The sequence below is a fragment of the Pantoea sp. KPR_PJ genome (genome assembly GCF_041386365.1).
In the GTDB taxonomy this organism is placed as follows: Bacteria; Pseudomonadota; Gammaproteobacteria; order Enterobacterales; family Enterobacteriaceae; genus Pantoea.
The window spans coordinates 34,410-60,199 of sequence record NZ_JABMIK010000010.1 but is presented as its reverse complement, the minus strand read 5'-3'; the positions used below and the strand labels follow the sequence as shown (position 1 = coordinate 60,199).

At 60.0% G+C, this 25,790-nt stretch carries 20 protein-coding genes; 3 read left to right on the top strand and 17 right to left on the bottom strand.

The features are described from left to right. The first annotated feature begins 7 nt into the window (after positions 1 to 7). Together HP564_RS18045 and HP564_RS18040 are read left to right on the top strand one after the other, a co-directional pair. Positions 8 to 1,234, top strand: a complete 1,227-nt coding sequence (locus HP564_RS18045; RefSeq protein WP_371245211.1) for a M20 family metallopeptidase — start codon at positions 8 to 10, stop codon at positions 1,232 to 1,234. Continuing rightward, complete coding sequence (locus HP564_RS18040; RefSeq protein WP_371245210.1) at positions 1,234 to 2,346, top strand: M24 family metallopeptidase; 1,113 nt, start codon at positions 1,234 to 1,236, stop codon at positions 2,344 to 2,346. Before HP564_RS18045 ends, HP564_RS18040 begins: the two co-directional genes overlap by 1 nt. A gap of 235 nt (positions 2,347 to 2,581) precedes the next feature. Here HP564_RS18040 and HP564_RS18035 read toward each other — a convergent pair whose 3' ends face one another. The 17 genes from HP564_RS18035 to atzF all read right to left on the bottom strand — a co-directional run bounded on the left by HP564_RS18035 (position 2,582) and on the right by atzF (position 23,908). Continuing rightward, complete coding sequence (locus tag HP564_RS18035; protein ID WP_371245209.1) at positions 2,582 to 3,697, bottom strand: mandelate racemase/muconate lactonizing enzyme family protein; 1,116 nt, start codon at positions 3,695 to 3,697, stop codon at positions 2,582 to 2,584. A gap of 36 nt (positions 3,698 to 3,733) precedes the next feature. Beyond that, positions 3,734 to 4,495: a GntR family transcriptional regulator gene (locus HP564_RS18030; RefSeq protein WP_371245208.1), complete on the bottom strand. Its 762-nt coding sequence runs from the start codon at positions 4,493 to 4,495 to the stop codon at positions 3,734 to 3,736. A 2-nt stretch (positions 4,496 to 4,497) separates the two neighbouring features. Beyond that, positions 4,498 to 5,886 carry a dihydroorotase family protein gene (locus HP564_RS18025; protein WP_371245207.1) on the bottom strand — a complete coding sequence of 463 codons (1,389 nt, stop codon included), beginning with the start codon at positions 5,884 to 5,886 and terminating at the stop codon, positions 4,498 to 4,500. After that, positions 5,883 to 6,809 carry an ABC transporter substrate-binding protein gene (locus HP564_RS18020; RefSeq protein ID WP_371245206.1) on the bottom strand — a complete coding sequence of 309 codons (927 nt, stop codon included), beginning with the start codon at positions 6,807 to 6,809 and terminating at the stop codon, positions 5,883 to 5,885. Before HP564_RS18020 ends, HP564_RS18025 begins: the two co-directional genes overlap by 4 nt. Beyond that, a complete protein-coding gene (locus HP564_RS18015; protein WP_371245205.1) occupies positions 6,809 to 7,849 on the bottom strand; it encodes an alpha-hydroxy acid oxidase in 1,041 nt (346 codons plus the stop codon). Before HP564_RS18015 ends, HP564_RS18020 begins: the two co-directional genes overlap by 1 nt. Continuing rightward, entirely contained in the window at positions 7,836 to 9,362 is a 1,527-nt protein-coding gene (locus tag HP564_RS18010) for an amino acid ABC transporter permease/ATP-binding protein (RefSeq protein ID WP_371245204.1), read from the bottom strand. Before HP564_RS18010 ends, HP564_RS18015 begins: the two co-directional genes overlap by 14 nt. Positions 9,363 to 9,438: 76 nt before the next feature. Continuing rightward, positions 9,439 to 10,326, bottom strand: coding sequence for a transporter substrate-binding domain-containing protein (locus HP564_RS18005; protein WP_371245203.1), 888 nt, complete (start codon positions 10,324 to 10,326; stop codon positions 9,439 to 9,441). Between the two features lie 75 nt (positions 10,327 to 10,401). After that, on the bottom strand, positions 10,402 to 11,373 hold the full coding sequence (locus tag HP564_RS18000; RefSeq protein ID WP_371245202.1) for a D-2-hydroxyacid dehydrogenase: 972 nt from the start codon (positions 11,371 to 11,373) through the stop codon (positions 10,402 to 10,404). After that, a complete protein-coding gene (locus HP564_RS17995) occupies positions 11,373 to 11,765 on the bottom strand; it encodes a RidA family protein (protein ID WP_371245201.1) in 393 nt (130 codons plus the stop codon). Before HP564_RS17995 ends, HP564_RS18000 begins: the two co-directional genes overlap by 1 nt. A gap of 518 nt (positions 11,766 to 12,283) precedes the next feature. Beyond that, the gene (gene urtE, locus HP564_RS17990; RefSeq protein ID WP_371245200.1) at positions 12,284 to 12,982 is read right to left on the bottom strand and encodes an urea ABC transporter ATP-binding subunit UrtE; all 699 of its coding nucleotides are present in this window, start codon (positions 12,980 to 12,982) and stop codon (positions 12,284 to 12,286) included. 1 nt (position 12,983) lies between these two features. Then, positions 12,984 to 13,775 (bottom strand): urea ABC transporter ATP-binding protein UrtD, encoded by a 792-nt coding sequence (urtD, locus tag HP564_RS17985; RefSeq protein ID WP_371245199.1) that lies wholly within the window; start codon positions 13,773 to 13,775, stop codon positions 12,984 to 12,986. Continuing rightward, on the bottom strand, positions 13,768 to 14,844 hold the full coding sequence (gene urtC / locus HP564_RS17980) for an urea ABC transporter permease subunit UrtC (RefSeq protein WP_371245198.1): 1,077 nt from the start codon (positions 14,842 to 14,844) through the stop codon (positions 13,768 to 13,770). Before urtC ends, urtD begins: the two co-directional genes overlap by 8 nt. After that, positions 14,844 to 16,409 (bottom strand): urea ABC transporter permease subunit UrtB, encoded by a 1,566-nt coding sequence (gene urtB, locus HP564_RS17975; RefSeq protein ID WP_371245197.1) that lies wholly within the window; start codon positions 16,407 to 16,409, stop codon positions 14,844 to 14,846. Before urtB ends, urtC begins: the two co-directional genes overlap by 1 nt. Positions 16,410 to 16,483: 74 nt before the next feature. Beyond that, positions 16,484 to 17,752 carry an urea ABC transporter substrate-binding protein gene (urtA, locus tag HP564_RS17970; protein ID WP_371245196.1) on the bottom strand — a complete coding sequence of 423 codons (1,269 nt, stop codon included), beginning with the start codon at positions 17,750 to 17,752 and terminating at the stop codon, positions 16,484 to 16,486. Positions 17,753 to 17,783: 31 nt separating this feature from the next. Further along, complete coding sequence (locus tag HP564_RS17965) at positions 17,784 to 18,482, bottom strand: GntR family transcriptional regulator (RefSeq protein ID WP_371245195.1); 699 nt, start codon at positions 18,480 to 18,482, stop codon at positions 17,784 to 17,786. A gap of 9 nt (positions 18,483 to 18,491) precedes the next feature. Continuing rightward, entirely contained in the window at positions 18,492 to 22,109 is a 3,618-nt protein-coding gene (gene uca, locus HP564_RS17960) for an urea carboxylase (protein ID WP_371245194.1), read from the bottom strand. A gap of 2 nt (positions 22,110 to 22,111) precedes the next feature. Continuing rightward, the gene (gene atzF, locus HP564_RS17955; protein ID WP_371245193.1) at positions 22,112 to 23,908 is read right to left on the bottom strand and encodes an allophanate hydrolase; all 1,797 of its coding nucleotides are present in this window, start codon (positions 23,906 to 23,908) and stop codon (positions 22,112 to 22,114) included. A gap of 686 nt (positions 23,909 to 24,594) precedes the next feature. Between atzF and HP564_RS17950 the strand changes: the two genes are divergently transcribed. Further along, on the top strand, positions 24,595 to 25,704 hold the full coding sequence (locus HP564_RS17950; protein ID WP_371245192.1) for a lactonase family protein: 1,110 nt from the start codon (positions 24,595 to 24,597) through the stop codon (positions 25,702 to 25,704). The last annotated feature ends 86 nt before the right edge of the window (positions 25,705 to 25,790 follow it).

Below are 25,790 nucleotides of genomic sequence, written 5' to 3'. Positions count from 1 at the left end.
GAAGCCCATGAATCCTGAACAGTTAATTCATCATATTGATCGCGCGTTTTGCCTCTCTTTCCTGGCCAAAATGGTGCAACACAAGAGTTACAGCGCCACCGACGGCGAGCGCCAGCTGGCAGGCTTTATGGCTGAGCAGATGGCGCAGCTTGGGCTGGAAACGGCGCTGCAGCCGGTGCCGGGCGATCGCCTGAACGCGATTGGCCGACTGCCAGGCAGTGGCGGCGGTCACAGCCTGCTGTTTAACGGTCATCTGGATACCAACCCGGTTACTGAAGGCTGGACCGTCGATCCCTGGGCGGGAAAGATTGACGATCAATTCATTTACGGCATTGGTGTCTCCAACATGAAAGCGGGCGATGCCGCCTATTTCTGCGCGCTGAAAACGCTGATTGATGCGGGCGTCAGGCTCAAAGGCGATGTGATCCTGACCTACGTCGTGGGTGAACTGCAGGGGGGCATAGGCACACTGGCCGCCATAGAGCAGGGGGTGCGCGCTGATTATTTTATCAACGCGGAGCCCACCGATTTGCAGGCGTTGACCATGCACGCCGGTTCGCTGATGTTTACCATCGAGCTCACCGGCAACACGCGTCATCTGTCGAAGCGAGAAGAGGCGGTCGACGCCATCAGCGCCGCGGTGGAGCTGATCCCACAAATCAACGGCATGATTTTCAGCGGGGCGAAAAGCAGCGAACACCGGAAAATCAACCGCGGCCATATTGGCACCGTGCATGGCGCGTTAGGACGCGAGCTGGAGGAGTGGCGTCCCCCGCAGGTCGCCGACTTCGTGCGTCTGAAGGGATCGGCGCGTTTCGCGCCGGGCCAGACGGTGGACGGTGTGCTGGCCGATTTGCAGGCGCTGCTGGACAGGCTCTGTGCGCGCTATCCGGGGCTGCAGGCTGAGCTGTTCGATGACGGCATCCGCGATAAACCCACCATGCTGCCGTTTGAAGTTTCGCCCGCGTCGCCCATCGTGCAGGCCGTAAACCGCGCCTGGAAAACCGTTCGCGGCAGCGATCAGCCCACTGGCGTTATTACCCCCCCGGCGTTTTATGGTACCGATGCCGCCCACTTTTACCAGCATGCGGGGATGGAAGGGATCGTCTGCGGTCCCGGCGGCAAGTACAACACCATGCCGGATGAGCGCGTTGAAATCAGCGAGTACCTCGATATGGTGCGCATCTATCTGCTCGCCATCCTGGATATCTGCCAGCGGGATGATCAGGCCTGATGATCCCCGATGCCCTGAGCCGCCTGCGCGCCGCCATGCGACAAGCCGCCATTGACGTGATGATCGTCGATCACGGCGAACTGCTCGCCTGGCTGCTCGGCTATACCGTCTCTGAGACCCTGTACCGGGCTTGCCTGGTGCCTTTGAACGGGGAACCCTGGATGGTGCTACGCCAGCTGGATGAGGCACCGTGCCGCCGCCAGTGCCCGCAGCTGGTGGTCGAAAGTTATCGCGACGACGAAGATCCCTGGTGCGCGGTCGCCACCAGCCTGGCACGGCGCGGCTATCGCCAGGCACGCATCGGCGCGGACTTTTACTCGTATGGCATGACCGTACACAGCTGGCAGCAGCTGTCGGGCTACCTGCCTGAGGCGACCTGGCAGGATCTCCCGGCGCTGAGCGACAGGCTGCGAGGTGTAAAATTTCCGGCAGAGCTGGATGCCCTGCGTCAGGCGGCGGCGATAGCCGATGCCACGTTGCATAACATCAGCAACCATGCGCGCGCCGGCTGGCGCGTCCGTGACGTGGCGGCGATGGCGGCGGGAGATTTTCTGCGCCTGGGCGCGGATAGTGGAGAGACAGGGCCAATCGTAATAGCCAGCGGAGATGCGGGATTTCTTCATGCCAGCGGCCACGAGCAGCGACTGCAGTGCGGCGAGGTGCTGCACGTTGAGCTGATCCCCAGAGTGAGGCATTACAGCGCCCGTCTGATGCGTCCTTTAGTTGTTGGTGAGATCCCCCCCGCGCGAGCTGAGCTGGCCCGGCAGCTGATCGCGATACAGGATCGGCAGCTTGCCGCCATAAAACCAGGCGTCTGCGCACGGGATATCGATGCGATAGCGCGCGAGGCGGTTCTCGCCGCAGGCGTGCGCCCCACGTACCCCAACGTGACCGGTTATGCGCTGGGGCTCTACACGCGTACGCCACGTCCCAGCGATTTTTCCTGCGCCTTTCACCCTGAAGCCCGGTGGTTGCTGGAGGAGGATATGGTATTTCACCTCTATATTTCAGCGCAAAGCCTGGCCTTCAGTGAAACGGTGCGCGTGACGAGGCAGGGCGCTGAGCGACTGACCCATTTCCCGCGCCGTCTGCTGACGCTGCCGTCTGACTGAGGATCACAGACAGCAGGCCCTGCAACGGCCACCGGGGGCACCCTCAGCAGCCAGGTCGCGGCTTAAGGCCAGGCCGTATTGCGAACCTGGCCAGCATCGCCTGCTGTTCTGAACATCCCCTGTCCGGGCATCCGCGCTTTCAGATCAACGACGATCAGTCAGCGCCCGCCGCGATGTCACCGTCTGTTGTACAGCACACCCGGAGGGGGCAGCAGAAGAGGTTGCTCACGCCGCTTCAGCTACGCACCAGAAACGTCTCAATCACGGCCTCACTGGGTTCAACGCCCAGGCCCGGCTCATCGGGTAACCAGGCGTAGCCGTCGGCAATGCGCACCGGATTTTTTGCCAGTGAACGACTGATTTCACCCGGCTCAACGCAATACTCCATCACCAGTGCGTTCTCTATGGCACACAGGAAATGCAGTGACGCGGCGGTATTAATGTCGGTGGTGAAATTGTGGTTACAGACCTTGCGCCCGCGGCTCTGCGCATAGCTGGCAATCTCCATCGCCTGAGTAAAACCGGTGCGGGTCAGGTCAATCTGCACGATATCAATGCCCCCTTCATCAATCAGACGCTGAAAGCCCACCACCGAGCACTCCTGTTCGCCCGCAGCGATATGCTGCTGACAGGCGGCCGACACCTGTCCGTAACCGGCATAGTTATCGGGATGCAGAGGCTCCTCAATCCAGAACAGATTGAGATGTTCATAGCGCTGACTGCGGCGCACGGTCGTTTTGGCATCCCAGACGTGGCCCACATCCAGCATCAGATCGACGCTGTCACCGATTGCCGCACGCAGCGCATCGAGATAGCGCAGATCCCGGGCTTCATCGGTGCCAAACGGCTCCCAGCCAAATTTGACGCCCGTATGACCGGTATCGACAGCCTGCTTCGCGCGCGCGACCGTCTCCTCTACGCTGTACTGGAACATATTGGAGGAGTAGACGCGCATTTTATCGCGCATCGCCCCGCCCAGTAGTTCAACAACAGGTTTGCCAAGCGCTTTGCCTTTAATGTCCCACAGCGCAATATCTATCCCGGCCATCGCCTGAAGCACCGCGCCGCTGCGGCCATAATAGATGGTCGCCCGATGCATTTTCTTCCACAGACGTGCCGTCTCCAGCGGGTTTTCACCCACCAGCAGCAATTTCAGCCCTGTGACCATGGTGTGCGAATAGGGCGCTTCAATAATGGCTTTGGTGACATAGGGACTGCCATCCACTTCACCCCAGCCGGTCACGCCCGCATCGGTGGTAATTTTAATAAGCAGCGCATCCTGAGAGCTGTCTGTGCGCTGCTCAATAACCGGCAGACGCAGATAAAACGCCTCAACGTTGGTAATCTTCATCGTGGTTTTCCTGGTATAGAGACAATCAGTAAGGCTTCACCCCACAGCGGTGCGCTGCTGTCGGCGCTGCATAATGAGCGTTTCGTAGTCCACATCCAGCGCCTGGATGCGGATGTGGTTTTCAATCTCACCGGTCATCAGGGCAATATCGCCCCCGGCAAAGACGTTGATCAGCCGCTGGTGTTCTTCAATGATGTCATGCATCGATTTTCCCATGGTGGAGAGGCCAAATATCACCGTGAGCTGACGGGCGATCGACTCCCACAAATTGCTGAGTACCGGGTTATGGGCAAAGCTGCACAGCGTGCGGTGAAAGTCGGTATCGGCTGAGGCGAAGCCATAGACATCATCGCGTTGCATCATGGTCTGCATCTGTGCAACGCTCTGATAGAGCACAGTAAGCTGTCCGGCACCGTTACGACCGGCCTCAATGGCGCGGCGGCAGGCCAGCGTCTCCAGCGGAATGCGCACGTCGATAATCTGCTCCAGCCGCTGATGGGAGATCTCCATCAACCGAATGCCTTTATACGGCTCGCTGGTCACGATGCCCTGACTCTCCAGAATCCGCAGCGCTTCCCGAATCGGTACGCGGCTCATGCCGAGCCTGTTGACCAGATCCGGCTCGACGATGCGGTCTCCGGGCAAGATCAGGCCACGCGACGCGGCGCTGAGGATCGCATCGACAGCGTGGTCGACCAGAGTACGCGGACGCGCCGCTTGCCAGCGCGCGTCGCCGGGGGAGTCTGCTGCCGGCGAACCGCTCAGTTTGCGGACGGGGGTAGAGGGTTTTCCTGCCATGGTTATTGTCCTGTTGCTGCCTGTCGGGTCACGAACTGGCCGAAGCCGGGCTGAACCTGTATCTGCTGATCCTGATAGACCGTGACGCCGCGAATAAGTGTGCGCACCACTTTACCCTGACAGCGCATCCCTTCAAATGCGCTCCACTTGCCCAGTCCCTGAAACGTTTCGCCTTTCACAATCCAGCGCTGCTGCACGTCGTAAAACACCAGATCCGCATCAAAGCCGGGCGCAATAGCGCCTTTCTTGCCCCACAGCTGGAAAGCACGGGCGGGGCCACCGGCGGTCATACGGGCAAACTCGGTCAGCGGCAGGTGGCGATCGATATGCGCGGCACTGAAGAACACTGGACTCAGCGTCTCCACGCCGGTCAACCCCATACCGGCTTCCCAGATGCTGGCCTCCCCCGCCTGCTTTTGTGCGGGGGTATAGGGACAGTGATCAGAGGCGATCATATCGACCTCGCCACGCAGCACCACCTGCCACAGCGCATCCACCACGGGGCGCGGACGTATTGGCGGCCCGCAGCGCGCATTGGGGCCAATACGCACCAGATCGTCTTCATCCAGCACCAGATAGTGCGGACAGGTTTCAAAGCTGGCGCGAACCCGGCTTTTCGCGGCCACAATGGTTTCGGCGGCGCGGGCGGAACTGACATGGACGATGTGACAACGCGCGCCGGTCTCTTCCGCGAGGGCCAGCACGCGGCCTACAGCTTCAATTTCGGCGATTTCCGGTCCGGCCAGCGCATGCGCGCGCGCGTCTTTGCGTCCGGCACGACGCAGCGCGTTACCGGCCCCGATAAGGATGTCATGATTTTCGGCGTGCACCCCAATCAGGCCGTCAAAGGTCGCCAGCTCACGCATCGCTCGCAGCAAACCGTCGTCATCCAGGCGCGGTAATCCTTTTTCATCGGTGGCTTCGCCGCTGGCTGCGCCACTGCAGAGAAAGGCCTTAAACGCCAGCGCACCCGCCCGATCCAGCGCAGCCAGTTGATCCAGGTTGCGGCCATCCAGCCCCGCCCACATGGCATAATCCACCGAGCAGTTTTCAGCCAGCCAGCGCTGCTTGGCGCTGAAGTTCTCCAGCGTAGTGGCTGGCGGCCGCGAGTGGGGCATCTCAACGATAGTGGTGACGCCGTGTGCGGCGGCACCGCGCGTTCCCTCACGCAGCTCCCTTTCCGGGAAGTCGTGCGATCCGGTGAAATGGGTATGCACATCAATCGCACCAGGCAACACCAGCAAGCCCTGCGCATCAATGATGTCATCCACGTCATCCGTCATGGTACCGGGCTCCAGTACACGACTGATTTTTCCCGCCTCAATCAGTAAATCGGCCGGTGCCGCGCGGGTTTCCGTTACCACCAGGCCATTAATAATTAACGTTTTCATTCCGCTACTCCTGCCTGCGTCACCAGTGCGTGGTAGGGCACCGGCTGAGAGGGTTCAAGCCAGCCAGCGTCACTGAGAAGCTGACTAAAATGATCAAATTCGAACGGGGGGATGTGACTGTCCGGCGCGAAAACCCGTGCCTGCTGGTAGGCAGCCAGACCGATAACCAGCGCATCCCGGGGATAACCGGGGTAGTAACGCTCAACGCGCGCAGCCAGTTCAGTGGCATCGTGCGTGGCTATCCACGCCAGCGCGCGCGTAACGGCGCGTGAAAATGCGGCGAACGCCTCCGCCCTGGCAACCAGCACATCAGCACGGGCGATATAAGCGCTCCAGGGAACCCTGCCACACAGCGCGGCGAGGCTGCTGACCGGGCTTAACTGACCTGCGGCAATGGCCGGTGCCAGCATATGCATCGCATGCAGCGCATAATCGACTTCACCCGTGGCAACGGCGGCGAAATCTCTGGCCTCGTCGCCACTGCCAGCCATCAGCTCCACCCGATCAAGCAGACCATGCTGCGCCAGTAGCCAGCGAAAGGTCAGGGTGGCGGTGCCGACATTGCCAACATCCAGCACGCGCTTGCCGCGCAGATCGCGCAGATGAAAAGCGGGCTGCGCCTGCGCGGCAGCCAGAAACCAGGGGCTGGCCGCCACGGAGGCGCAAAAACAGCGTAATTCTGCGCCGTGCTGCTGATAATGCTTCATCACCACCATGGGGCCGCCCAGCGTGAGGTCAGCCTCGCGGTTCAGTACGGCAGGCACCTGGCCGCCCTGAACGGTATGGCCGCCAGAGGCGCTGGTGGTAAAAGTCACCTGCAACTGTTCGGCGGCAAACAGACCCAGACTCTCGGCCAGATAGTGGGCGCAATAGTAGATGCGTGACTCGCTGGCATCGCCCTGGTTGAAAGTGAGCTGATGCATCAGTGGCGCTCCTCACAAAGAAAACTGCCGTTAAGGGCTGCCATCTCGCTGACGCCACACCAGTGGCTGATGGCAGCCACTTCATGTATCCAGCCGGAAAGCAGATCGCATACCGCGTTTTCGCCACCGGCGACCAGGGCGCTGATAACCGGCCGCACGCTGAGAGCGAGCGACGCGCCAAGACATCGCGCCACCACCGCATCGCTGCCGCAGCGCACCCCGCCATCCAGCAACAGCGGCATACGCGCCGACGCCTGCAACGCGCCAAGCCGATGCGCGGGCGTTGCCCAGCGCGCGCTCTGACGCAGCCCAATATTGGACGCGATGATGCCGCTGACGCCATGCTGAGCCGCCTGCGCCGCGTCATCCTCGTGCAAAATTCCTTTCAGCCACAGAGGCAGGTGGTGGGCGGCACAGTGTGCAGCAACCTCGTCGATCTGCCGCCAGCACCAGACCGGAAAGGCGGGCAGTGCGGCGACGCCCGGCTCTGAACTGCCGATGGTGTGCCAGCCACGCTGTTTCAGGGCGTCGCCAACCGAAAATCCGCCCGGCTGTAAACCGGACACGGGGTGCACCGGCGCGAGCACCGTCAGGACGATCTGCTGAATACCAGCCTGGGCCGCCCGATCGATCAGGGCTTTAATGCGCCCGACATCGCCCGCGGCGCGCAGCTGCAACCAGCAGCCGGAATAGGCCGCGCCTATCTGCTCCAGCGGCGTCACGGTCTCTTCTGAGATCACCAGCGGCAACTGAAGACGTTTGCAGGCACGGGCAATGGGCAACAGCCCCTCGTCATGAAACAGGCGGTCGCCAGCAAATGCGCCGACGCCCAGCGGGGCAGACCAGTGCTGATTCAGCAGGGTTATCCGGGTATCCATCGCCTCATTGCCCTGTAACACCCGCGGGATCAGGCGAAAGCGACGCAGGGCCTGCTGGTTGGCATCGGCGTCGCCCGGCAGGCCATCCGCGGGCTGCCCCTGCATATAGCGAAACAGCGCATTTCCGAGACGTTCGGCTGCCTTTTGATCATGCGTTAACATGCCGGACCTCCGTCACTTTTTCGTGTTCAAGGAAGGTGGCAAAATCTGGCGTCTTCGGATCCAGCAAAATCGTCGGTGGGCCTTCTTCAATCAGCGTGCCGTTTTGCAGAAACACCACGCGATCCGCCACGCCTGACGCAAAGGCGATGTCGTGGGTGCTGATGATCATGGTAATGCCGGTTTGCGCCAGGTTACGCATAGTCTGATTCACTTCGCGCACCAGCTCAGGATCGAGCGCCGAGGTCGGCTCATCGAACAGCAGGATCTGCGGCTCTGCCGCCAGCGCGCGGGCAATGCCGACACGCTGTTTTTGTCCGCCAGAGAGTTCATGCGGTAAAGAGGCGGCGAAATCCTGTAGCCCCACCATTTTCAGCGCGCGCATCGCTTTGGCACGGGCAATTTCCGGCTGTGCGCCCTGTACCCGCAGCAGAATGCTCATGACGTTCTCTAATGCCGTCAGGTGATCAAACAGGGCAAAGTGCTGGAACACGATGCCAATGCCGGATTTGGCCCGGTTGGCCGGAAGATGCCGGGAGGCGAGTGCGCGGCCCTGTTCATCGCTCCCCATAAAATGCCCTTCAGTCTGGATAGTGCCGCTGCTGCGGGGCGTCAGCGCCAGAATGGATTTCAGCAGGGTGCTTTTACCCGAGCCAGAGCGGCCCAGCAGCACGACGACTTCGCCGCGACGCACGGTCAGCGACAGGGATTTCAGCACCGCTTTGCCAGCGTAGTCGACGCACAACTTGTCCACTTCCAGCACCGGTGCGGCGGTTTGCGTATTCCAGCGGCGTTTCGGTAGCTGCATCGCCATTATCTCGGCTTCTGACGGCAGTTTTGCCAGCCGGGCACGGGCACGGCGCGCCCGTTCATCAAGGTTATAGAACTTTTCCAGCCACCACTGACCGCCCGCCAGCAGCGTCGAGAGGATCAGATAAATTCCACCGGAGGCCACCAGTACGGGAATAAACAGAAAATTCTGCGACACAATGGCCTGACCGCGCATTGTCAGCTCATTGACGCCCACCACCGATGCCAGCGATGTTGACTTCAGCAGGCCAACAGTTTCATTGCCCATGGTGGGCAGAATGGCGCGCAGCGCCTGCGGGATCACCACATGGATCATCTCTTTAGTGCGCGAATAGCCAAATGCCTGTGCCGCCATGCTCTGATCGCGGTCAGTGGCCATGATGCCGCCGCGAATGATCTCCGCACAGAAGGCGGTTTCATTAATCATCAGCGCCAGCAGCGCACTGGTGAAAGGGCTGAAGCGCAGGCCGAATTCAGGCAGAACGTTATAAAGCAGTATCAGCTGTAACAGCACGGGCGTGCCGCGCAGCAGGTAGATGTAGACTTTCACCGGCATGCGGATAAACCAGTGCTTCGAGGTGCTGGCTAACGCCAGAAAGAAGCCGATAACGATGCCGCCTGCCAGCGCGCCTGCCAGCAATTGCAGGGCGATAACGGCACCTTCCCACAGGTAAGGGAAGGTCAGGTATTTAAGAAAATCATCCACAGCGAGACCTCCCTCAGCGCGACAGTCTGGAATGCACGCGCTGCGGCAATCCAGACAATCGGGCTGAGCTTATGCATTAACCGCGTTCAACAACCGGACGTTCAGCCGCGCTGCCCTGACCCCAGTAATCCAGCAGCTTCTTCTGCGCGCCGCTCGCCTGGATGATCTTCATGGCCTCCAGCACCGCACTGCGCAGGGTGGTGTTCTCTTTGGCAATCGGGAAGCCGACCATGATGGGCAGATCCACGGTGAAACCACTTTCCAGCGACGGATCGGCGCTGGCAATGGCGCGGGCTGACCCCGCTTCGGTCAGGTAGATATCAGCACGGCCGCTCTTTACCGCCTGAATCGAGTTATCGGTATTCTGCACCATCAGCAGGCTGACCTCTGGCTTACCGGCAGCAGTGCATCTGGCACTCTGCTCCGGCACCAGTTTGTTGGCTTCATAAGAGCCAGCGGCAGCGGCCACCGTTTTGCCGCACAGGTCGTCTACCCGGGCGATCTGCCTGGGATTGCCTTTTGCCAGAATTGAGCCATCCTGCACCTGCATAGACGCCACAAAGGCGATCTGTTTCAGACGTTCGTCAGTGACGTACAGCATGGGACCGATATCAGCACGGCCGCTGGAGATGGAGGTCAGCAGGACGTTAAACGAGCCTGTCTGGTAGCTGTGTGTTGCTCCCAGGCAGCTGCTGATACGCGCAAACAGGGAAGGATCCAGCCCTTCGATTACGCTCGGGTCCTGCGCGGACGGGGCTTCAAATCCTTTGGTATATCCGCCAAGCCCCACCACCAGATCTTTGCCCTTCAGTGACGGATATTTGGTCTGCAGCGCCTTGCACTGCGCCATCGCTGCAAAGTCGCTGGCAGTCGGGGTAACGGGATCGGTACTGGCGGCGTGTGCGCTGGCGAGACCAGCCAGCAGAGTGCCAGAGATGAACAGTGCGATGCGTGCAAATTTCATAATAAGGTTCTCCTGGTGCGGGTGAATGTGTAAGCAATGCCCCTTGCTTCGGGGCTTATTTTGGTGGTGGTAACCTCAATACCCTCTTGCCACGTCAACCTGGTTGCGCAGCGGATAACCCCGGCTGTCGCGCACCAGATTATCGATAAACACCGCCAGACACCCCGTCAGGTAGGCACTGTGATCGTCGAGACTGCAGTGCGGCGTCATAACAACACCGGGGGTCGACCAGAGCGCATCGTCGACGGGCAGCGGCTCCTGCGGATAGACATCCAGCACCGCACCTGCCAGCTCTCCGGCGCACAATTTTTCGCGCAGCGCGGCGTAATCAAACACGGCGGCACGTCCGACAATCACCACGCCAGCGCGGGCCGGCAACAGGTCAAGACGGCGACGGTCGAACAGCCCTTCCGTCTGCGGCGTCAGCGGCAGGGTCGATACCAGCACATCCACCTGCGGCAAAACATCGTCTGTCTCCGCTATGCGAATGCAGCGCGCAACGTCGGCGTCGCACCGACCGCTGCGCGTCACGCCGGTCACGCAATAACCCTGTGCGGTCAGTAAGCTGGCCGCGGCGGCGCCAATGCCGCCCACGCCGAGTAACAGCACGTTTTTGCCGCGTGCGCAGCCACCGAACGTCGGTCGCCACAGACGCTGAGCCTGATCCTGTAAAAAGCCCGGAATACCAAAGTTGAACATCAGCGCGGCCATCAGAATAAACTCCGCGCCTTTAGCGCCGTGGACCCCGGAGGCGTTGGTCAGCGTGATGCCCGGCGGCCAGTGTGCCAGCCACTGCTCAACCCCCGCTGACATAATCTGTACCCAGCGCAGGCGCGGCGTGTGAAAGCTATCGAGCGCCAGCTTGCGTCCACTCCACAGCAGATCGCAGTCACCGAGGAACGTCGCGGTGTGGGCGGGGTTGCTGTTTTCCGAGAGCGTAAAGCGGTTGCGAAGCTCCGGATGCCTGTCCAGATGCTGTTGCAGCACGTCTGGTGAAAGATGCAGCGCAGACGGGGCGCTGGCGTCGTTCTCTATATGAATATGCATCAGCGCATCGCCGTGACTTCCATCTCGACCAGCAGGTCAGGATGGTTGAGCTGAATGCCGACGGTAGCGCGCGCCGGGAAGGGAAACGAAAAGAACTCGCTATAGGCGGCGTTCATCTCGCTGAAGGTGGTGAGGTCGGTGAGATAGATCGTTACGCGAACCACATTATCGAAAGTCATCTGCGCTTCGTTCAGCAGAGCGCCTACGTTCTTCAGCACCTGCCGGGTCTGGCTGGTGATATCTCTGCCGGTTATCTGGCCGCTGAGGGGATCGATGGCGACCTGGCCGGAGATAAACAGCATGGGTTCATGCAGTAGCGCAGGCGAAAGCGGAGCCGGTCCCATGGGGCGGTCGCTGGCATCGGTTCCGGGATAAGTAATAACGCTTTTCATGGTGAAATCCTGACGAGAACGTTTCACCGCAATTTCGTATACGATTCAATCAGTGTCAATGCACTGAATTTTCCTCAGGCGGCCGGGATGAGATATCGCGCATAAAATTACTCGCTGACAAAATAAATAAACTTTTGATTGTATTGATAATCATTCATAAAAAAGAAAAGTGACAACATCACTTTTTATTCGTATACGATTTTCCTATGCCTGCACTTCAGGTTGATAAAACAGGGGGGAGGACAAACAACACCGACCCTGTAAGGAAAACAGGCGGGGCATCTGACGGACTTTACCCAAGGGGATTCGCTCAAACCGGGGCGCCGGCTGACCGAAATCAGATAAACCAGGAGAGCCGCACTGTTGAGCATGGTAATACCCTGTTCGTGATTCAGGATGTGATGCAGCAGGGGAAAGGGGTGTCGCGAAATCAGGCTGGCTCGCAGTGGGGTAACCTTTGCTTTTCGCGGTGTCTGAAAGCAGGAGAGGCGGCAACGCCTCTCCTGGCTGCCTCGGGGCTAAATTGCCACCAGATTGCGCACGCCCTCGCTTTGCATGTTCTCCCCTTTTCCTCGCTGCACAATTTCGCCGCGTGACATCACCAGGTAGTTGTCCGCCAGCTCAGCGGCAAAATCATAAAACTGCTCGACCAGCAGGATTGCCATATCGCCACGCTGCGCCAGCTGACGGATCACGGTGCCAATCTCCTTGATGACCGAGGGCTGTATCCCTTCAGTGGGTTCATCAAGAATTAACAGCTGCGGGCGAGAGGCGAGCGCACGGCCAATCGCCAGCTGCTGCTGCTGCCCCCCCGACAGATCGCCGCCGCGCCGCAGCTTCATTTCTGACAGCACCGGAAACAAGCGGTAGATATCCTCGGGGACCCGTTTTGCCTCTGCGCCCGAGAAGCGAGAGAGCCCCATCAGCAGGTTTTCCTCTACCGTCAGGCGCGGAAAAATTTCCCGTCCCTGCGGCACACAGGCGATGCCCGCCCGTACGCGCTGATGCGGCTTAAGCGTCTTGATGCTCGCGTTCTGCCAGCGAATGTCACCCGATTTTGCCGGGATCAGTCCCATCAGACATTTCAGCAGGGTGGTTTTGCCCACGCCATTACGCCCCAGCAGGCAGGTTATTTCACCGGGCCTGGCGTCAAAAGAGAGCCCGCGCAGAATGTGGCTGCCGCCATAGTATTGATGCAGTTCTGATACCTGTAACATTTCAGCGCCCCAGATAAACGTCAATCACCTGTTCGTTCGCCTGCACGTCGCGCAGCGAACCCTCCGCCAGCACCTGGCCCTGATGCAATACCGTGACATGATCGGCGATAGTTTCGACGAAGCCCATATCGTGTTCGACCACCATCAGCGAATGCTTACCGGCAAGGCTTCGAAACAGTTCGGCAGTGTAATCGGTTTCGGCATCGGTCATGCCCGCTGCCGGTTCGTCAAGCAACAGCAGGTGCGGCTCCTGCACCAGCAGCATGCCGATCTCAAGAAACTGCTTCTGTCCATGCGACAGCAACCCCGCCTTGCGCTGACGTTCGCCGTGAAGCCGGAGCAGCTTCAGTACCTCATCGATACGATCCTGCTGCTCACTGCTAAGGCGCGCGCGCAGGCTGGCCCAGACCGATTTGTCATTTTTCAGCGCGATGTCCAGGTTTTCAAATACCGTCAGCGCCTCAAACACGGTTGGCTTTTGAAACTTGCGGCCAATACCGGCGCGCGCGATCTCGGGCGGGGATAGTCGGGTAAGGTCGGTATCCTGGTCGTAAATCACCTCGCCCGTGTCGGGTCGCGTTTTACCGGTGATCACGTCCATCAGCGTGGTTTTGCCCGCGCCGTTTGGACCGATGACGCAGCGCAGCTCACCGACGCCAATCTGCAGCGACAGATCGGTCAGCGCGCGAAAGCCGTCGAAAGAGACGCTGATATTGTGCAGCTGAAGCACCGGATCGCTCTGGTGACGATGACGATCCGCGGGATGCGGCTGGGTAAAAAGAGGTTCAGTCATCACGCCTCCGGCGCAGCAGGCCAATCACGCCACGCGGTAAAAACAGCGTGACCAAAATAAACATTGAGCCCAGGAAGAACAGCCAGAACTCAGGAAACGCCACGGTAAACCAGCTCTTGGCACCGTTGACGATGGTCGCGCCCAGCAGCGGGCCGATCAGCGTGCCGCGTCCGCCAAGCGCGACCCAGATCGCCGCCTCAATCGAGTTGGTCGGCGACATTTCGCCCGGGTTAATGATGCCCACCTGAGGCACATACAGCGCTCCCGCCAGCCCGCACAGCACGGCGGACAGGGTCCAGACGAACAGCTTGAAGCCTCGGGGATCGTAGCCAATAAACATCAGGCGATTTTCCGCATCGCGCACCGCAGTCAGTACGCGACCAAACTTACTGCGCGCCAGCGCAAAACCGATGCCGAGGCTGAGCAACAGCAGGAGTACCGTTGCGACAAACAGCCCAATGCGCGTTCCGGTAGCGGTGACATGAAAGCCCAGCAGTGTGGTGAAGCCGGTGAAGCCATTATTGCCGCCGAACCCGGTTTCGTTGCGAAAGAAAAGCAGCATACCGGCGTAGGTCAACGCCTGCGTCATGATCGAAAAGTAGACGCCCTTGATCCTGGAGCGAAAAGCAAAGAAGCCAAACAGCAGCGCCAGCAGACCGGGCACCAGCACAATCAGACAGAGCGCCCAGGCAAAGTGCTGCGTCCCGGCCCAGAACCACGGCAGCTCGCGCCAGGAGAGAAAGGACATAAATGCCGGCAGTCCGTCGCCTGCGGCCTGCCGCATCAAATACATGCCCATGGCGTAGCCGCCAAGGGCGAAAAACAGGCCGTGGCCGAGCGACAGCAGACCGGCATAGCCCCACACCAGATCGAGCGCGACGGCAACGATGGCGTAGCAGAGGATCTTGCCGAACAGCGTCAGCGTGTAGGTGGAGATCGCCAGCGGGTGCGTGGCCGGCAGCAGGGCGCAGAACGGCAGCAGCAGCAACAGCAGCGTCACGGCGGCCACGATGCTGAGCGTCAGCCGCGGCGCTTTTCGCCCGATCGTTAATGTCAGTGGCTGGCTCATCAGTCGATGACCCTCCCTTTAAAGGCAAACAGCCCCTGTGGACGTTTCTGGATAAAAAGCACGATCAGCACGAGGATAAGAATTTTGCCCAGTACGGCCCCCATCTGTGGCTCCAGCACTTTATTAAGAATGCCAAGGCCAAAGGCCGCCACCACGGTACCCGCCAGCTGGCCAACACCGCCCAGCACCACAACGAGAAAAGAGTCGATGATATAGCCTTGGCCCAGTTCCGGCCCGACATTGCCCAACTGCGACAACGCCACGCCGCCCAGCCCCGCGATGCCCGACCCGAGGCCAAATGCCAGCATATCGACGCGTCCGGTTGGCACGCCGCAGCAGTCCGCCATGGCACGGTTTTGCGTGACGGCGCGCACGCTGAGGCCAAGGCGGGTTTTATTGAGCAACAGCCAGGTCAGCGCCAGAACCGCCACGACAAAGAGGATCACCGCAATACGGTTATAGGGTAAAACCAGATTTGGCAGCACCTGAAGACCACCTGAGAGCCAGCCCGGGTTCGCTACCTCAAGGTTTTGTGCGCCAAACACTCCGCGCACCAGCTGGATCAGCATCAGACTGATGCCCCAGGTGGCCAGCAGCGTCTCCAGCGGACGACCATAGAGATGGCGGATAATGGTGCGCTCCAGCGCCATGCCCATCACCGCCGTCACCATAAAGGCAACCGGCAGCGCCAGCAGCGGATACCAGGCCAGCCACTGCGGTGCAAACTGCTGAAACAGGCTTTGCACCAGCCAGGTCGCGTAGGCACCCAGCATCAGCATCTCGCCGTGCGCCATGTTGATCACCCCCAGCAGACCGTAGGTGATCGCCAGCCCAAGCGCGGCCAGCAGCAGAATCGATCCCAGTGACAGACCGGTAAACGCCTGCCCGAGCAGATCGCCCCACATCAGGCGCTGTTTAATCTGCTGAAGACTGTGCGCCGCCGCGGCGCGCACGCGGGCATCGGGTTCGTTGCCCGGCTGCGTAAGCCGACTGAGGCTGGCCTGCATCCCGGGATCGCTGGCCTCGCCGAGCAGCGTGACGGCGTTCAGGCGTACGGCTGCGTCGGCGCTGGCAAGTTGCAGATTAGCCGCAGCCATCGTCAAAGCAGCCCTGACCTGTGGGTCGCGCTCGTCGACCAGCCGCTGCTGGATAAGCGGCAGCTGATCGGCCGCGCCGTCGTTTTGCAGCTGCTGTGCGGCACGCAGGCGCACAGCCGCATCACCGCTGACCAGCTGATGCGCTGCAAGCGCGCTGGCGATCAACACGCGCAGGCGGTTATTCATAAACAGCTTTTTGGTTTCGCCGCTCGGCTGCTGCGCACTGTCCAGCGGATGCAGAACTGCGCCCTGTTTCCGAAACGGCTGTTTATTCTGGTCGATAACCACGGTTTCATGGCGCAGCGCATCCAGCAGCGGCAAACGGCTGGCCTGCGGTGCAGCGGCCCACTGCTGCAGCAGTGACGCCTGCTGCGGGCGGCTGGCGGCCGCAAAGGTGGCTCCGTCGCCCGCCTTTGCCAGCCAGGGCAGAAGTAACAGCAGACAGCAGAGATAACGGCGGATAGACATAGTTCTGGCCCTGTTAAGAGTGGCTGGAGAGGGTGTGCGTTTGCGCGTCTGCGCAGCCGCACACCTCACGCAACTTACTGCGTCGCTTTGACGGGATGGTCCGGCTTCTTGTCATTTCCGGCGATATAGGGGCTCCACGGCTGCGCACGAATCGGCTGTTCGGTCTGCCACACCACGTTGAACTGGCTGTTCTCTTCCACTTCGCCAATCATCACCGGCTTGTGCAGATGGTGGTTGGTCTGATCCATGGTCAGGGTAAAACCGTCGGGTGCCTTAAAGGTCTGGCCCGCCATGGCCGCCCGCACCTTGTCCACGTCGGTGGTGCCCGCTTTCTCCACGGCCTGCGCCCACATATGAATGCCGACGTAGGTTGCTTCCATCGGGTCATTGGTCACCACGGTATCGGCATTAGGCAGCTTGTGTGCTTTGGCGTAGGCACGATAGGCGGCAACAAACTTTTTATTATCGGGGTTATCCAGAGACTCAAAGTAGTTCCACGCCGCCAGCTGACCGACCAGCGGTTTGGTATCAATACCGCGCAGCTCTTCTTCACCTACGGAGAAGGCGATGACCGGAATATCCGTCGCTTTAATCCCCTGGTTGGCCAGCTCTTTGTAAAACGGCACATTCGAGTCCCCGTTAATGGTGGAGATCACGGCAGTTTTGCCGTCGGCTGAGAATCTCTTAATGCTGGAAACAATAGTCTGATAATCGCTGTAGCCAAAGGGGGTATAGACCTCCTCAATGTCCTTATCCTGCACCCCTTTTGCATGCAGGAAGGCGCGCAAAATTTTGTTAGTGGTGCGAGGGTAGACGTAGTCGGTTCCCAGCAGGAAGAAACGTTTAGCGCTGCCGCCATCTTCGCTCATCAGATATTCCACCGCCGGAATCGCCTGCTGGTTAGGCGCGGCACCGGTGTAGAACACGTTAGGCGACATCTCTTCGCCTTCATACTGCACCGGATAGAACAGCAGGCCGTTCAGCTCTTCAAACACCGGCAGCACCGATTTGCGCGAGACTGAGGTCCAGCAGCCAAATACCACGGCAGTTTTGTCCTGCGTCAGCAGCTGGCGCGCTTTCTCGGCGAACAGCGGCCAGTTAGACGCGGGATCGACCACCACCGGCTCGAGCTTTTTGCCCAGCACGCCGCCCTGGGCGTTGATTTCATCAATGGTCATCAGCGCCACCTCTTTCAGCGGTGTCTCCGATATCGCCATGGTGCCCGAGAGCGAATGCATAATCCCGACTTTAATGGTCTCTGCGGCCTTCACGCCAAAGGACAGGCTCATGCTGACCACCGTCGCAGAGAGTGCGAAAGCCTTGAGCAACGAACGTCTTTTCATTTTTCTGAACCCCTACATGGTTGATATGAAGTTATTCAATGGGTTGAAGCCTGGCCTGCTGGAGCATGTGTAACGTGATTTTCCTGACCTCGGCCTTACTTACGGCAATGTGATCGGTCAGAATGCGCTGCGCCTCCTCGGTCTGTTGCTGAAAAATGGCCTGTAAAATCTGGGCGTGTTCGCGACAGGTGGCCTCAATGCGATCTTCCCGGGTAAAGTCGAGACGGCGAATGATGCGGATTTTTTCCGTCAGTTCGGCATGAATGCGCGCCATCTCCTGATTACCAGCGGCAGCCACCAGCGCCATATGAAACACTTCATCTTCTGCAGAGACCGCTTTGCCGTTCTCCTGTCGTGGCGCCTCTATCCAGAAGGCTTTCAGCGGTGCCAGGATGGTCATGCACCGCGTTGATTCCAGGGCGCAGAGGCGGCGCACCGCTTCACACTCCACCACGGTGCGGAAGTCATACAGCTCTTCGAAATAGGCGAAGTCGAACGGTTTCACCTGCCAGCCGCTGCGAAACCACACTTCGACGTAGCCCTCGCGCTCGAGCCAGAACAGCGCCTGCCGCACCGGCGTGCGGCTGACCTCCAGACGGTCGGCAATCTCTTTTTCGCTGAAGCGATCGCCAGGCATCAGGCGAAAGTCGAAAAGATCCTGCTTCAGCGCCTGATACACTTTCTCCGCCAGCGCTTCCGGGCGGCCTTTGCCGCGAGGGCTCAGATTCATGTGCCCTCCTCAGTCCAGCCACAGCAGGGTGTCACCCGGACTCACCGGACGCCCGGCCTGACAGGCGATGCGTTTTACCGTGCCCGCCTGGGGCGCACTAATGGCCAGCTCCATCTTCATCGCTTCGACAATGATCAGCGTCTGACCGGCCTCTACCGCCTCGCCTGGCTGCACCAGCACCTTCCAGATATTGCCGTTCATGTCAGCGCATACGGCCAGCGCCTCTTCATCTGCCTCTGCCGTGACCTCTGCCTGCTGGCAGACTGGCGGCGCGCTTTGCTCCTCCTGCGCCCACAGGGTGACTTCCTGCTCAAAGGCGGTGGCCTGGCGCTGGCGGAAGTCGGCAATCGACTCGGCATGATCGGCGAGAAACTGCTGATGTGCGGCGAAATCAAACAGCGTCTCTTCGATGCGGATGCGCGCGCGACCTTCGCGGAAATCGTCGCGAAGCTGCGTCAGCTCCTCCTCCGTGACAGGATAGAAGCGCACCTGGTCAAAGAAGTGCAGCAGCCAGGGTTCGCTGGCAGCGAACTGTGGGTTTTTGAGGAACTTATTCCAGATCGGCAGGGTACGCCCCACCAGCTGATAGCCGCCGGGCGAATCCATCCCGTAGATGCACATATACATACCGCCGATGCCGACGGTACCTTCAGCGGTAAAGGTACGCGCCGGGCTGTATTTAGAGCTGAGCAGGCGATGACGTGGATCGACCGGCACAGCGCAGGGCGCGCCGAGATAGACGTCACCCAGACCGAGGATCAGGTAGCTGGCGTTAAAAAGGGTATCGCGCACCGCTTCGCGGCTGGCTAATCCATTGATGCGCTGGATGAAATCAACATTGTTCGGCAGCCATGGCGCACTGGCGCGTACCGTTTCTTTGTAGCGCGCCACCGCGCCGAGGGTCGCGCTGTCTTCAAATGCCATCGGCAGCCAGACGATGCGCGACGGCACTTTCAGCGTGCTGACGTCGCCAAGCTCCGCCTCCAGCCCCAGCAGCAGCCTCATAAGCTCACGCTGGCTGAGGATCAGGCTGTCATAACGGACCTGCAGCGAGCGCACGCCGGGCGACAGCTCCTCTACGCCGGTAACCGCGCGGTCGCGCAGCGCATTCATCAGCAGATGCACGCGCAGGCGCAGCGCCAGATCCAGGATATTGTCGCCATATTCGATCAGGACATATTTGTCTCCTGCCTGACGGTAAACCACCGCAGGCGTGGTCTCCGTCGCCGGTAGCGACGCCAGTAGCGTGGCCGAACCGATGTCGCTGGTCGCCAGTGACGGCACCTCGAATGCGCCGGCATGCGTGCTGCGCAGCGTGCTGATGCTGTGCAGCTGCGCTTTTTCCCGTGCGACGGCTTCATCCGCGCTTATCGGATGGAAGCGGATACGATCGCCGGGCTTCACCTGGCCCACTTTCCACAGTTCCGCTCTGGCAATCGTGACCGGACAGACAAAACCGCCGAGGCTCGGACCGTCGTGCGTCAGGATCACCGGAAAGTCGCCGGTAAAGTTCACCGCGCCAATGGCGTATTCGCAGTCGTGGACGTTGGAGGGATGCAGCCCGGCCTCGCCGCCGTTGGCGCGCGTCCAGCTCGGTTTCGGACCGACCAGACGCACCCCAAGACGGTTAGAGTTGTAGTGCACCTGCCAGTCGCTGGCGAAGAACTCATCAATGGCGGCCTGGGTAAAGAAATCGGGGGCGCCATGCGGTCCATACAGCACGCCGATGCGCCATTCATTACCGTAATGCGGGATCAGTGCGCGATCGGGCGTCTGCGGCTCGCTGACCGGCGGTGGCGTGGTGCAGGCCGCCAGCTGCGGCTGCGAAACCGGCAGCATATCGGCGACCCGCAGCGTACGCCCGGCGTGGCCGCCAAACTGACCGAGTGAAAAGGTCGATCGGCTACCGAGATATTCCGGCATATCGAAGCCGTTGCGCACCGCAAGACAGGTACGGCATCCGCTTTGCGCACGACCGAGCGTCAGAATTTGTCCGGCGGTAACCTGAACAGGCTGCCAGTAGTCAATGCTTTCGCCATCCAGCTCGGCCGGACAGTCGGCACCGGTCAGGGCGATCACCGCGTCGCAGTGAAAACGCAGCGTCGGCCCCTGGAGGGTAAATTCCAGTCCCGCGGCGCTTTCGTGGTTACCGACAATGCGGTTGGCAAGACGAAAGGCGTAATCGTCCATGGGGCCAGAGGGCGGCACGCCAATGTCCCAGTAGCCAAGGCGACCAGGGTAATCCTGAACGGTGCTGAAGGTGCCGGGTTGCAGCACCTCAATCACGCTGGCGTGCGGCGTAAAGCTGTCAAGAAAGCGCGTCCAGACCTCACCGCTGCGGAATGCCTCGGTAGCCACAACCTGGCGCAGATAGTCGAGGTTGGTCGCGATGCCGTGCAGCTGGGTGGCAGACAGCGCCTGCGTCATTTTTTGCAGCGCCGCATCGCGCGTGTCGGCGTGCACAATCAGTTTCGCCATCAGCGGATCGTAAAAGGCTGACACCTCAGTGCCGGTATTGATCCAGCCGTCTACGCGCACGCCGTCGGGAAAGGAAACGCCGGTCAGCACGCCCGGACTCGGCTGGAAGTTTTTCAGCGGATCTTCGGCATACAAACGTACTTCAATCGACGCGCCCTGAGGTGCCTGCTGCAGGCGCGCCCAGTCAATGGGATCGCCCGCGGCCACTTTCAGCATGCACTCCACCAGGTCGAGACCGGTCACGCATTCGGTAACCGGATGCTCAACCTGCAGACGGGTGTTCACCTCCAGAAAATAAAAAGCATCCTGCTCAGCGTCATAAATATATTCTACGGTTCCGGCGCTGCGGTAACGGACTAACTCCCCCAGGCGCACGGCCGAGGCGAGCAGCGCGTCGCGCGTGGCCTGAGGCAGGTTCGGTGCCGGCGTCTCTTCCACCACTTTCTGATTGCGACGCTGTAGCGAGCAGTCGCGCTCGCCGAGGGCGACAACCTTGCCGCTGCCGTCGCCAAAAATTTGCACCTCAACATGCCGTGCGCGATCGATACAGCGTTCAAGAAAGACGCCTGCATCACTGAAAAACTGTTCTCCCAGGCGGCGCACGCTCTCCCAGGCGTTACGCAGCGCACTATCGTCGGCGCAGCGCGTCAGGCCAATGCCGCCACCGCCCGCGGTGCTTTTCAGCATAACGGGATATCCGATCTGTGCTGCGGCCACTAGGGCTTCTTCAAGCGAGCCGAGCAGCGGGGTGCCCGGCGTCATCGGCACGCTGGCGCTGGCGGCCAGCTCGCGCGCACGGTGTTTCAGGCCAAACTCACCTATTTGCTGCGCGGTGGGGCCAATAAAGGCGATACCGGCCTGTTCGCAGGCCTCGGCAAACGGCAGGCTCTCCGAGAGAAAGCCATAGCCTGGCCAGATGGCTTCCGCACCGCTCTCGCGGGCGGCGGCAAGGACTTTATCGATGCGCAGGTAGCTGTCGCTGGCTTTGTCACCGCCCAGGGCAATCGCCACGTCCGCGTCTTTCACATGCTGCGCATTGCGATCGACATCGGAATAAACGGCCACGCTTTTCACGCCGAGGCGTTTCAGGGTACGAATGGCGCGGCAGGCGATTTCACCCCGGTTGGCAATCAAAACGGTGCTGAACATGATTATTTCCCCTCCTGTGTTGCCAGCCAGTTACGCCAGCCCCCAAACGAAGTGATCTCCAGCGCCTGCTGAAGCGCGGCCGGTTCACAGATAAAGCCTTTCACGCTGCGGCCATCCGCCAGCGTCAGGGAGCCGATGCCGAGCGGTGCAGGGATCTCAGCAACAAACTCACCAAATCGCGCCAGCGGTATATCCCACAGCTCAACGGTGATGGCGGCACCGCTGTCATCACGCAGCAGACCGGGTTTTTTGACGGCACCGTCAGGCAGTGCAAAGAGACGGTAGTGCTCAGCCGTCCGGGTCTCCTCCACCAGAACGGCCTGCCGCGTGGTGAGCTGAAAATTGAGCGGCATCCCCGTCAGGTGAGCACCGACCACCGCCACGCGCACATGATCGGCGGAGGGCGGCAGGGGAGACGCGGGCAGAGAGGGCGCCTTGCCGGTGGCACCCAGCGGCAGCGCCACCTGTTGCTGCCAGCGCACGCCGAAATCCGCCAGCGCGCGATCGTGCCAGGCGGGCGCAATCAGCGTGATCCCGGCAGGCAGGCCATCAGCACGGAACGGCCCAGGCAGCGCCAGCGCTGCCAGGTCAGCAAGGTTAGTGAAGTTGGTGTAGGTGCCGAACTGCGAGTTGTAGCGCACTGGCTCCTGCTTCATCTCATCCAGAGTGCGGATGGTCGGTGAGGTTGGCACAACCAGCGCGTCATAGTGCGCCAGGGTTTGCTGAATCTGGCGGCTCAGTTCGGCGCGCAGATATTCCGCCTGATACGCCTCTACCGCGCTGTACTTCAGGCCGCCGCTGACAATGGCATGCACCACGGGATCCATCGCTTCCGGCCGGCTCAGCATCTCTCCGACGGCCACGGTGCGCTCGGCTACCCACGGGCCAGCATAGAGCTGTTCCGCCAGCCGGAGGAATGGACTGAAATCAACAGGATGCAGCGTTGCGCCACACGCCTGTAACTGATCCAGCGCCTGCTGCCACGCCGCTTCTGCCTGTTTATCGCCAAAAAATTCCGGGCTGGCAGGAAGCGCGAAAGCAGGCTGCGCCCTGAGGCTGGCGGGGGCGGTATGCGGATGATGGCGGGAATAGGCGTCGTCAGCGTCATAACCACCTGCGATGCTGGCGACGGTGAAGGCGTCTTCTACCGTCAGCGCAAAGACGGAGAGCGTGTCATTAAGGCGACAGGCGGGTAATACGCCGCTGGCGGAGAACCAGCCTTTAGTGGGCTTCAGACCCACAATGTTATTAAAACCGGCCGGTACGCGGCCGGAACCGGCGGTATCTGTTCCCAGTGAGAACCCTACCAGGCCGCGCGCCAGTACGGAAGCCGAGCCAGAGCTGGAGCCGCCGCTGACGTAGTCGGGGTTAAAGGTATTACTTACCGCCCCATAGGGCGAACGGGTACCGACCAGGCCCGTCGCATACTGGTCGAGGTTGGTTTTGCCTACCACGATGGCACCCGCAGCTTTCAGCCTGGCAACCACAAAGGCGTCAGCCTGCGCGGTGTAGGTCAGCGCCGGACAGGCCGCAGTGGTGGGCCAGCCTGCTACGTCTGTATTGTCCTTCACCGCGAAGGGGACGCCAAACAGCGGATAGGCCGCCGGATCCTTCAGATAGTGTGCCAGCAGCGGTTCAGTTTGTGCCTGTAGCTGGGCTGGCGTGGCAAGGTAGATCCAGGCGTTGTCCTGAGGATCGAGCGCGGCCAGGTGCGCCGCCAGCAGGGGGACTATCTGCTGCGGTTCCTGCTGAAAACAACGTTGCCACTCCTGAAGCGTAAAGCCGAAAGTCGATGCCATGAATGAATTCCATCTGGTATACAAGATGGAATTTATTCAGCAACCTTTATGCCAAAAGTTAACCTGTTGTTTATAAGCAGGATTACTTATGCTGTTCAATATCTGGCCTGTTTATGATGCACAGACTGCACCATAAAGCACCGTCGCGAAGGTGAGGCGAGCAGCGTCACCCTGTTAGGTTGGCAGGCATGTGGTAGATAAAAAACGGGCTGAATGCTGGAGGTCAGCGTCTGACAGATGGCAGGCTGCACGGAGTCCATGGCCGTTCGCCAGCACGTCGGCCGGATGCGTAATGGCAGCCCCCGATTTTTTCCCTGGCGCGAGGGTAATACAGGTGTGTTTATCCGTGCAGGCTGCCCGTCAGTTCAGACCGCTGTTGCGGCCTGCTACGCATTATCCGCCCCCGGGCGAGTAAGATGAGCAACTGCCTCTTCAGGTAACCCGACATCCCCCGTATATCCACTGCCATTGAGCGCAGCGCCAGCCTGCTGAATTTAATCTTCTGTATTGTGAACTCGATCGTCCTCGCCAGCCGCTATTTAAATGAATCCCACTATAGTCGTTAGTTATTCAAATAATGGCGGGATACCCAAATGAATCGACATAAAAAAAACGTTCACAGCCGTTTAGCCACGCACATAACCATGGCATTATCCCTGGCTGTTTTTTCACTGGCGGGGAGCGCTATGGCCAGAGCCGAACAACAACATCAAACAGCACTCGTGGGAACCTGGACTTCGATTCCGGATGCACCGGCTGAGCAAAAGCCTGAACATCCCAGCGAAGGTTTATATCGTATGCAGGTGAACAGTGACGGCACCCTGACGCCGCTTGATGTAATTAAAATGAAAAGCCCCTCCTGGATTGTAAAATCCCGCGATGGCCGTTTCGCCTATACCACCAATGAAGAGAATAAGGGGACGGTCACCGCGCTGAGCGTGGATAAAAGCGGTCAGGTGCGGGTGCTGAATGTCGTGGAGAGTCACGGCCAGCAGCCCACCCATGCGACTATCAGTCCGGACGGTAAGTTCCTGTTTGTAGCCAACTACTCGGTAGCGAAAGGCGGCGCGGGGGTATCTGTTTTCCCGATCCATTCCGATGGCACACTGGGTGAACAGGTACAGCATTTCGCGTATGAAAACGGCAGCGGTGGCGTTAAAGGGCGTCAGGATGGCGGCCACGCACACGCCACTACGTTTACGACCGATGGTCAGTATCTCTATGCTAACGACTTTGGCGGGGATAAGCTGCATGCCTACCGCTATCATGCTGACAAAGCAGAGCCGCTGGAGGCGGACAGCACCCGTGACGTCAATTTCACGCCGGGCTCCGGGCCGCGCCATATGGTGTTTTCACCGGATGGCAGGCACGCCTGGGTCATCACTGAACTGACCGCTGAAATTGTCGTGTTCACCGTGGATCAGGACCGTCTTAAACCCGTCGCACATATCAGGCTGAACAGTGACAACCACAGCGCAGCCTATCGCAGCGGTGGCGGCATTATTTTGAGTCCGGACGGTAAATATGTCATCGCCTCTAATCGCGGCTCGGATAACAAACTGCTGGTATTGAAAGTTGAGGCCGATGGCATGCTGGGCAAACCGGTGAGTTACAGCGCTAACGGCGTTGAGCCGCGTGCTTTCGCCTTTGATGGCAGTGGTAAATATCTCTATGTGACGAACGTCTTCTCTAACAATGTCTCCCTGTTTCACTTCAATGCCGACAGCGGCGAGCTTAACGCCGCAGGTGACGCAGCAAAACTCCCCACGCCTACAGACATTAAATTCTTTAATTAGCATCAGGGGGCCGCGCCCCCTGCCAGTGCGATACCCTGCTGCCCGTGGAGCACGGTGAGTCGCAAATGCAGTAAGGCCTGCTATTC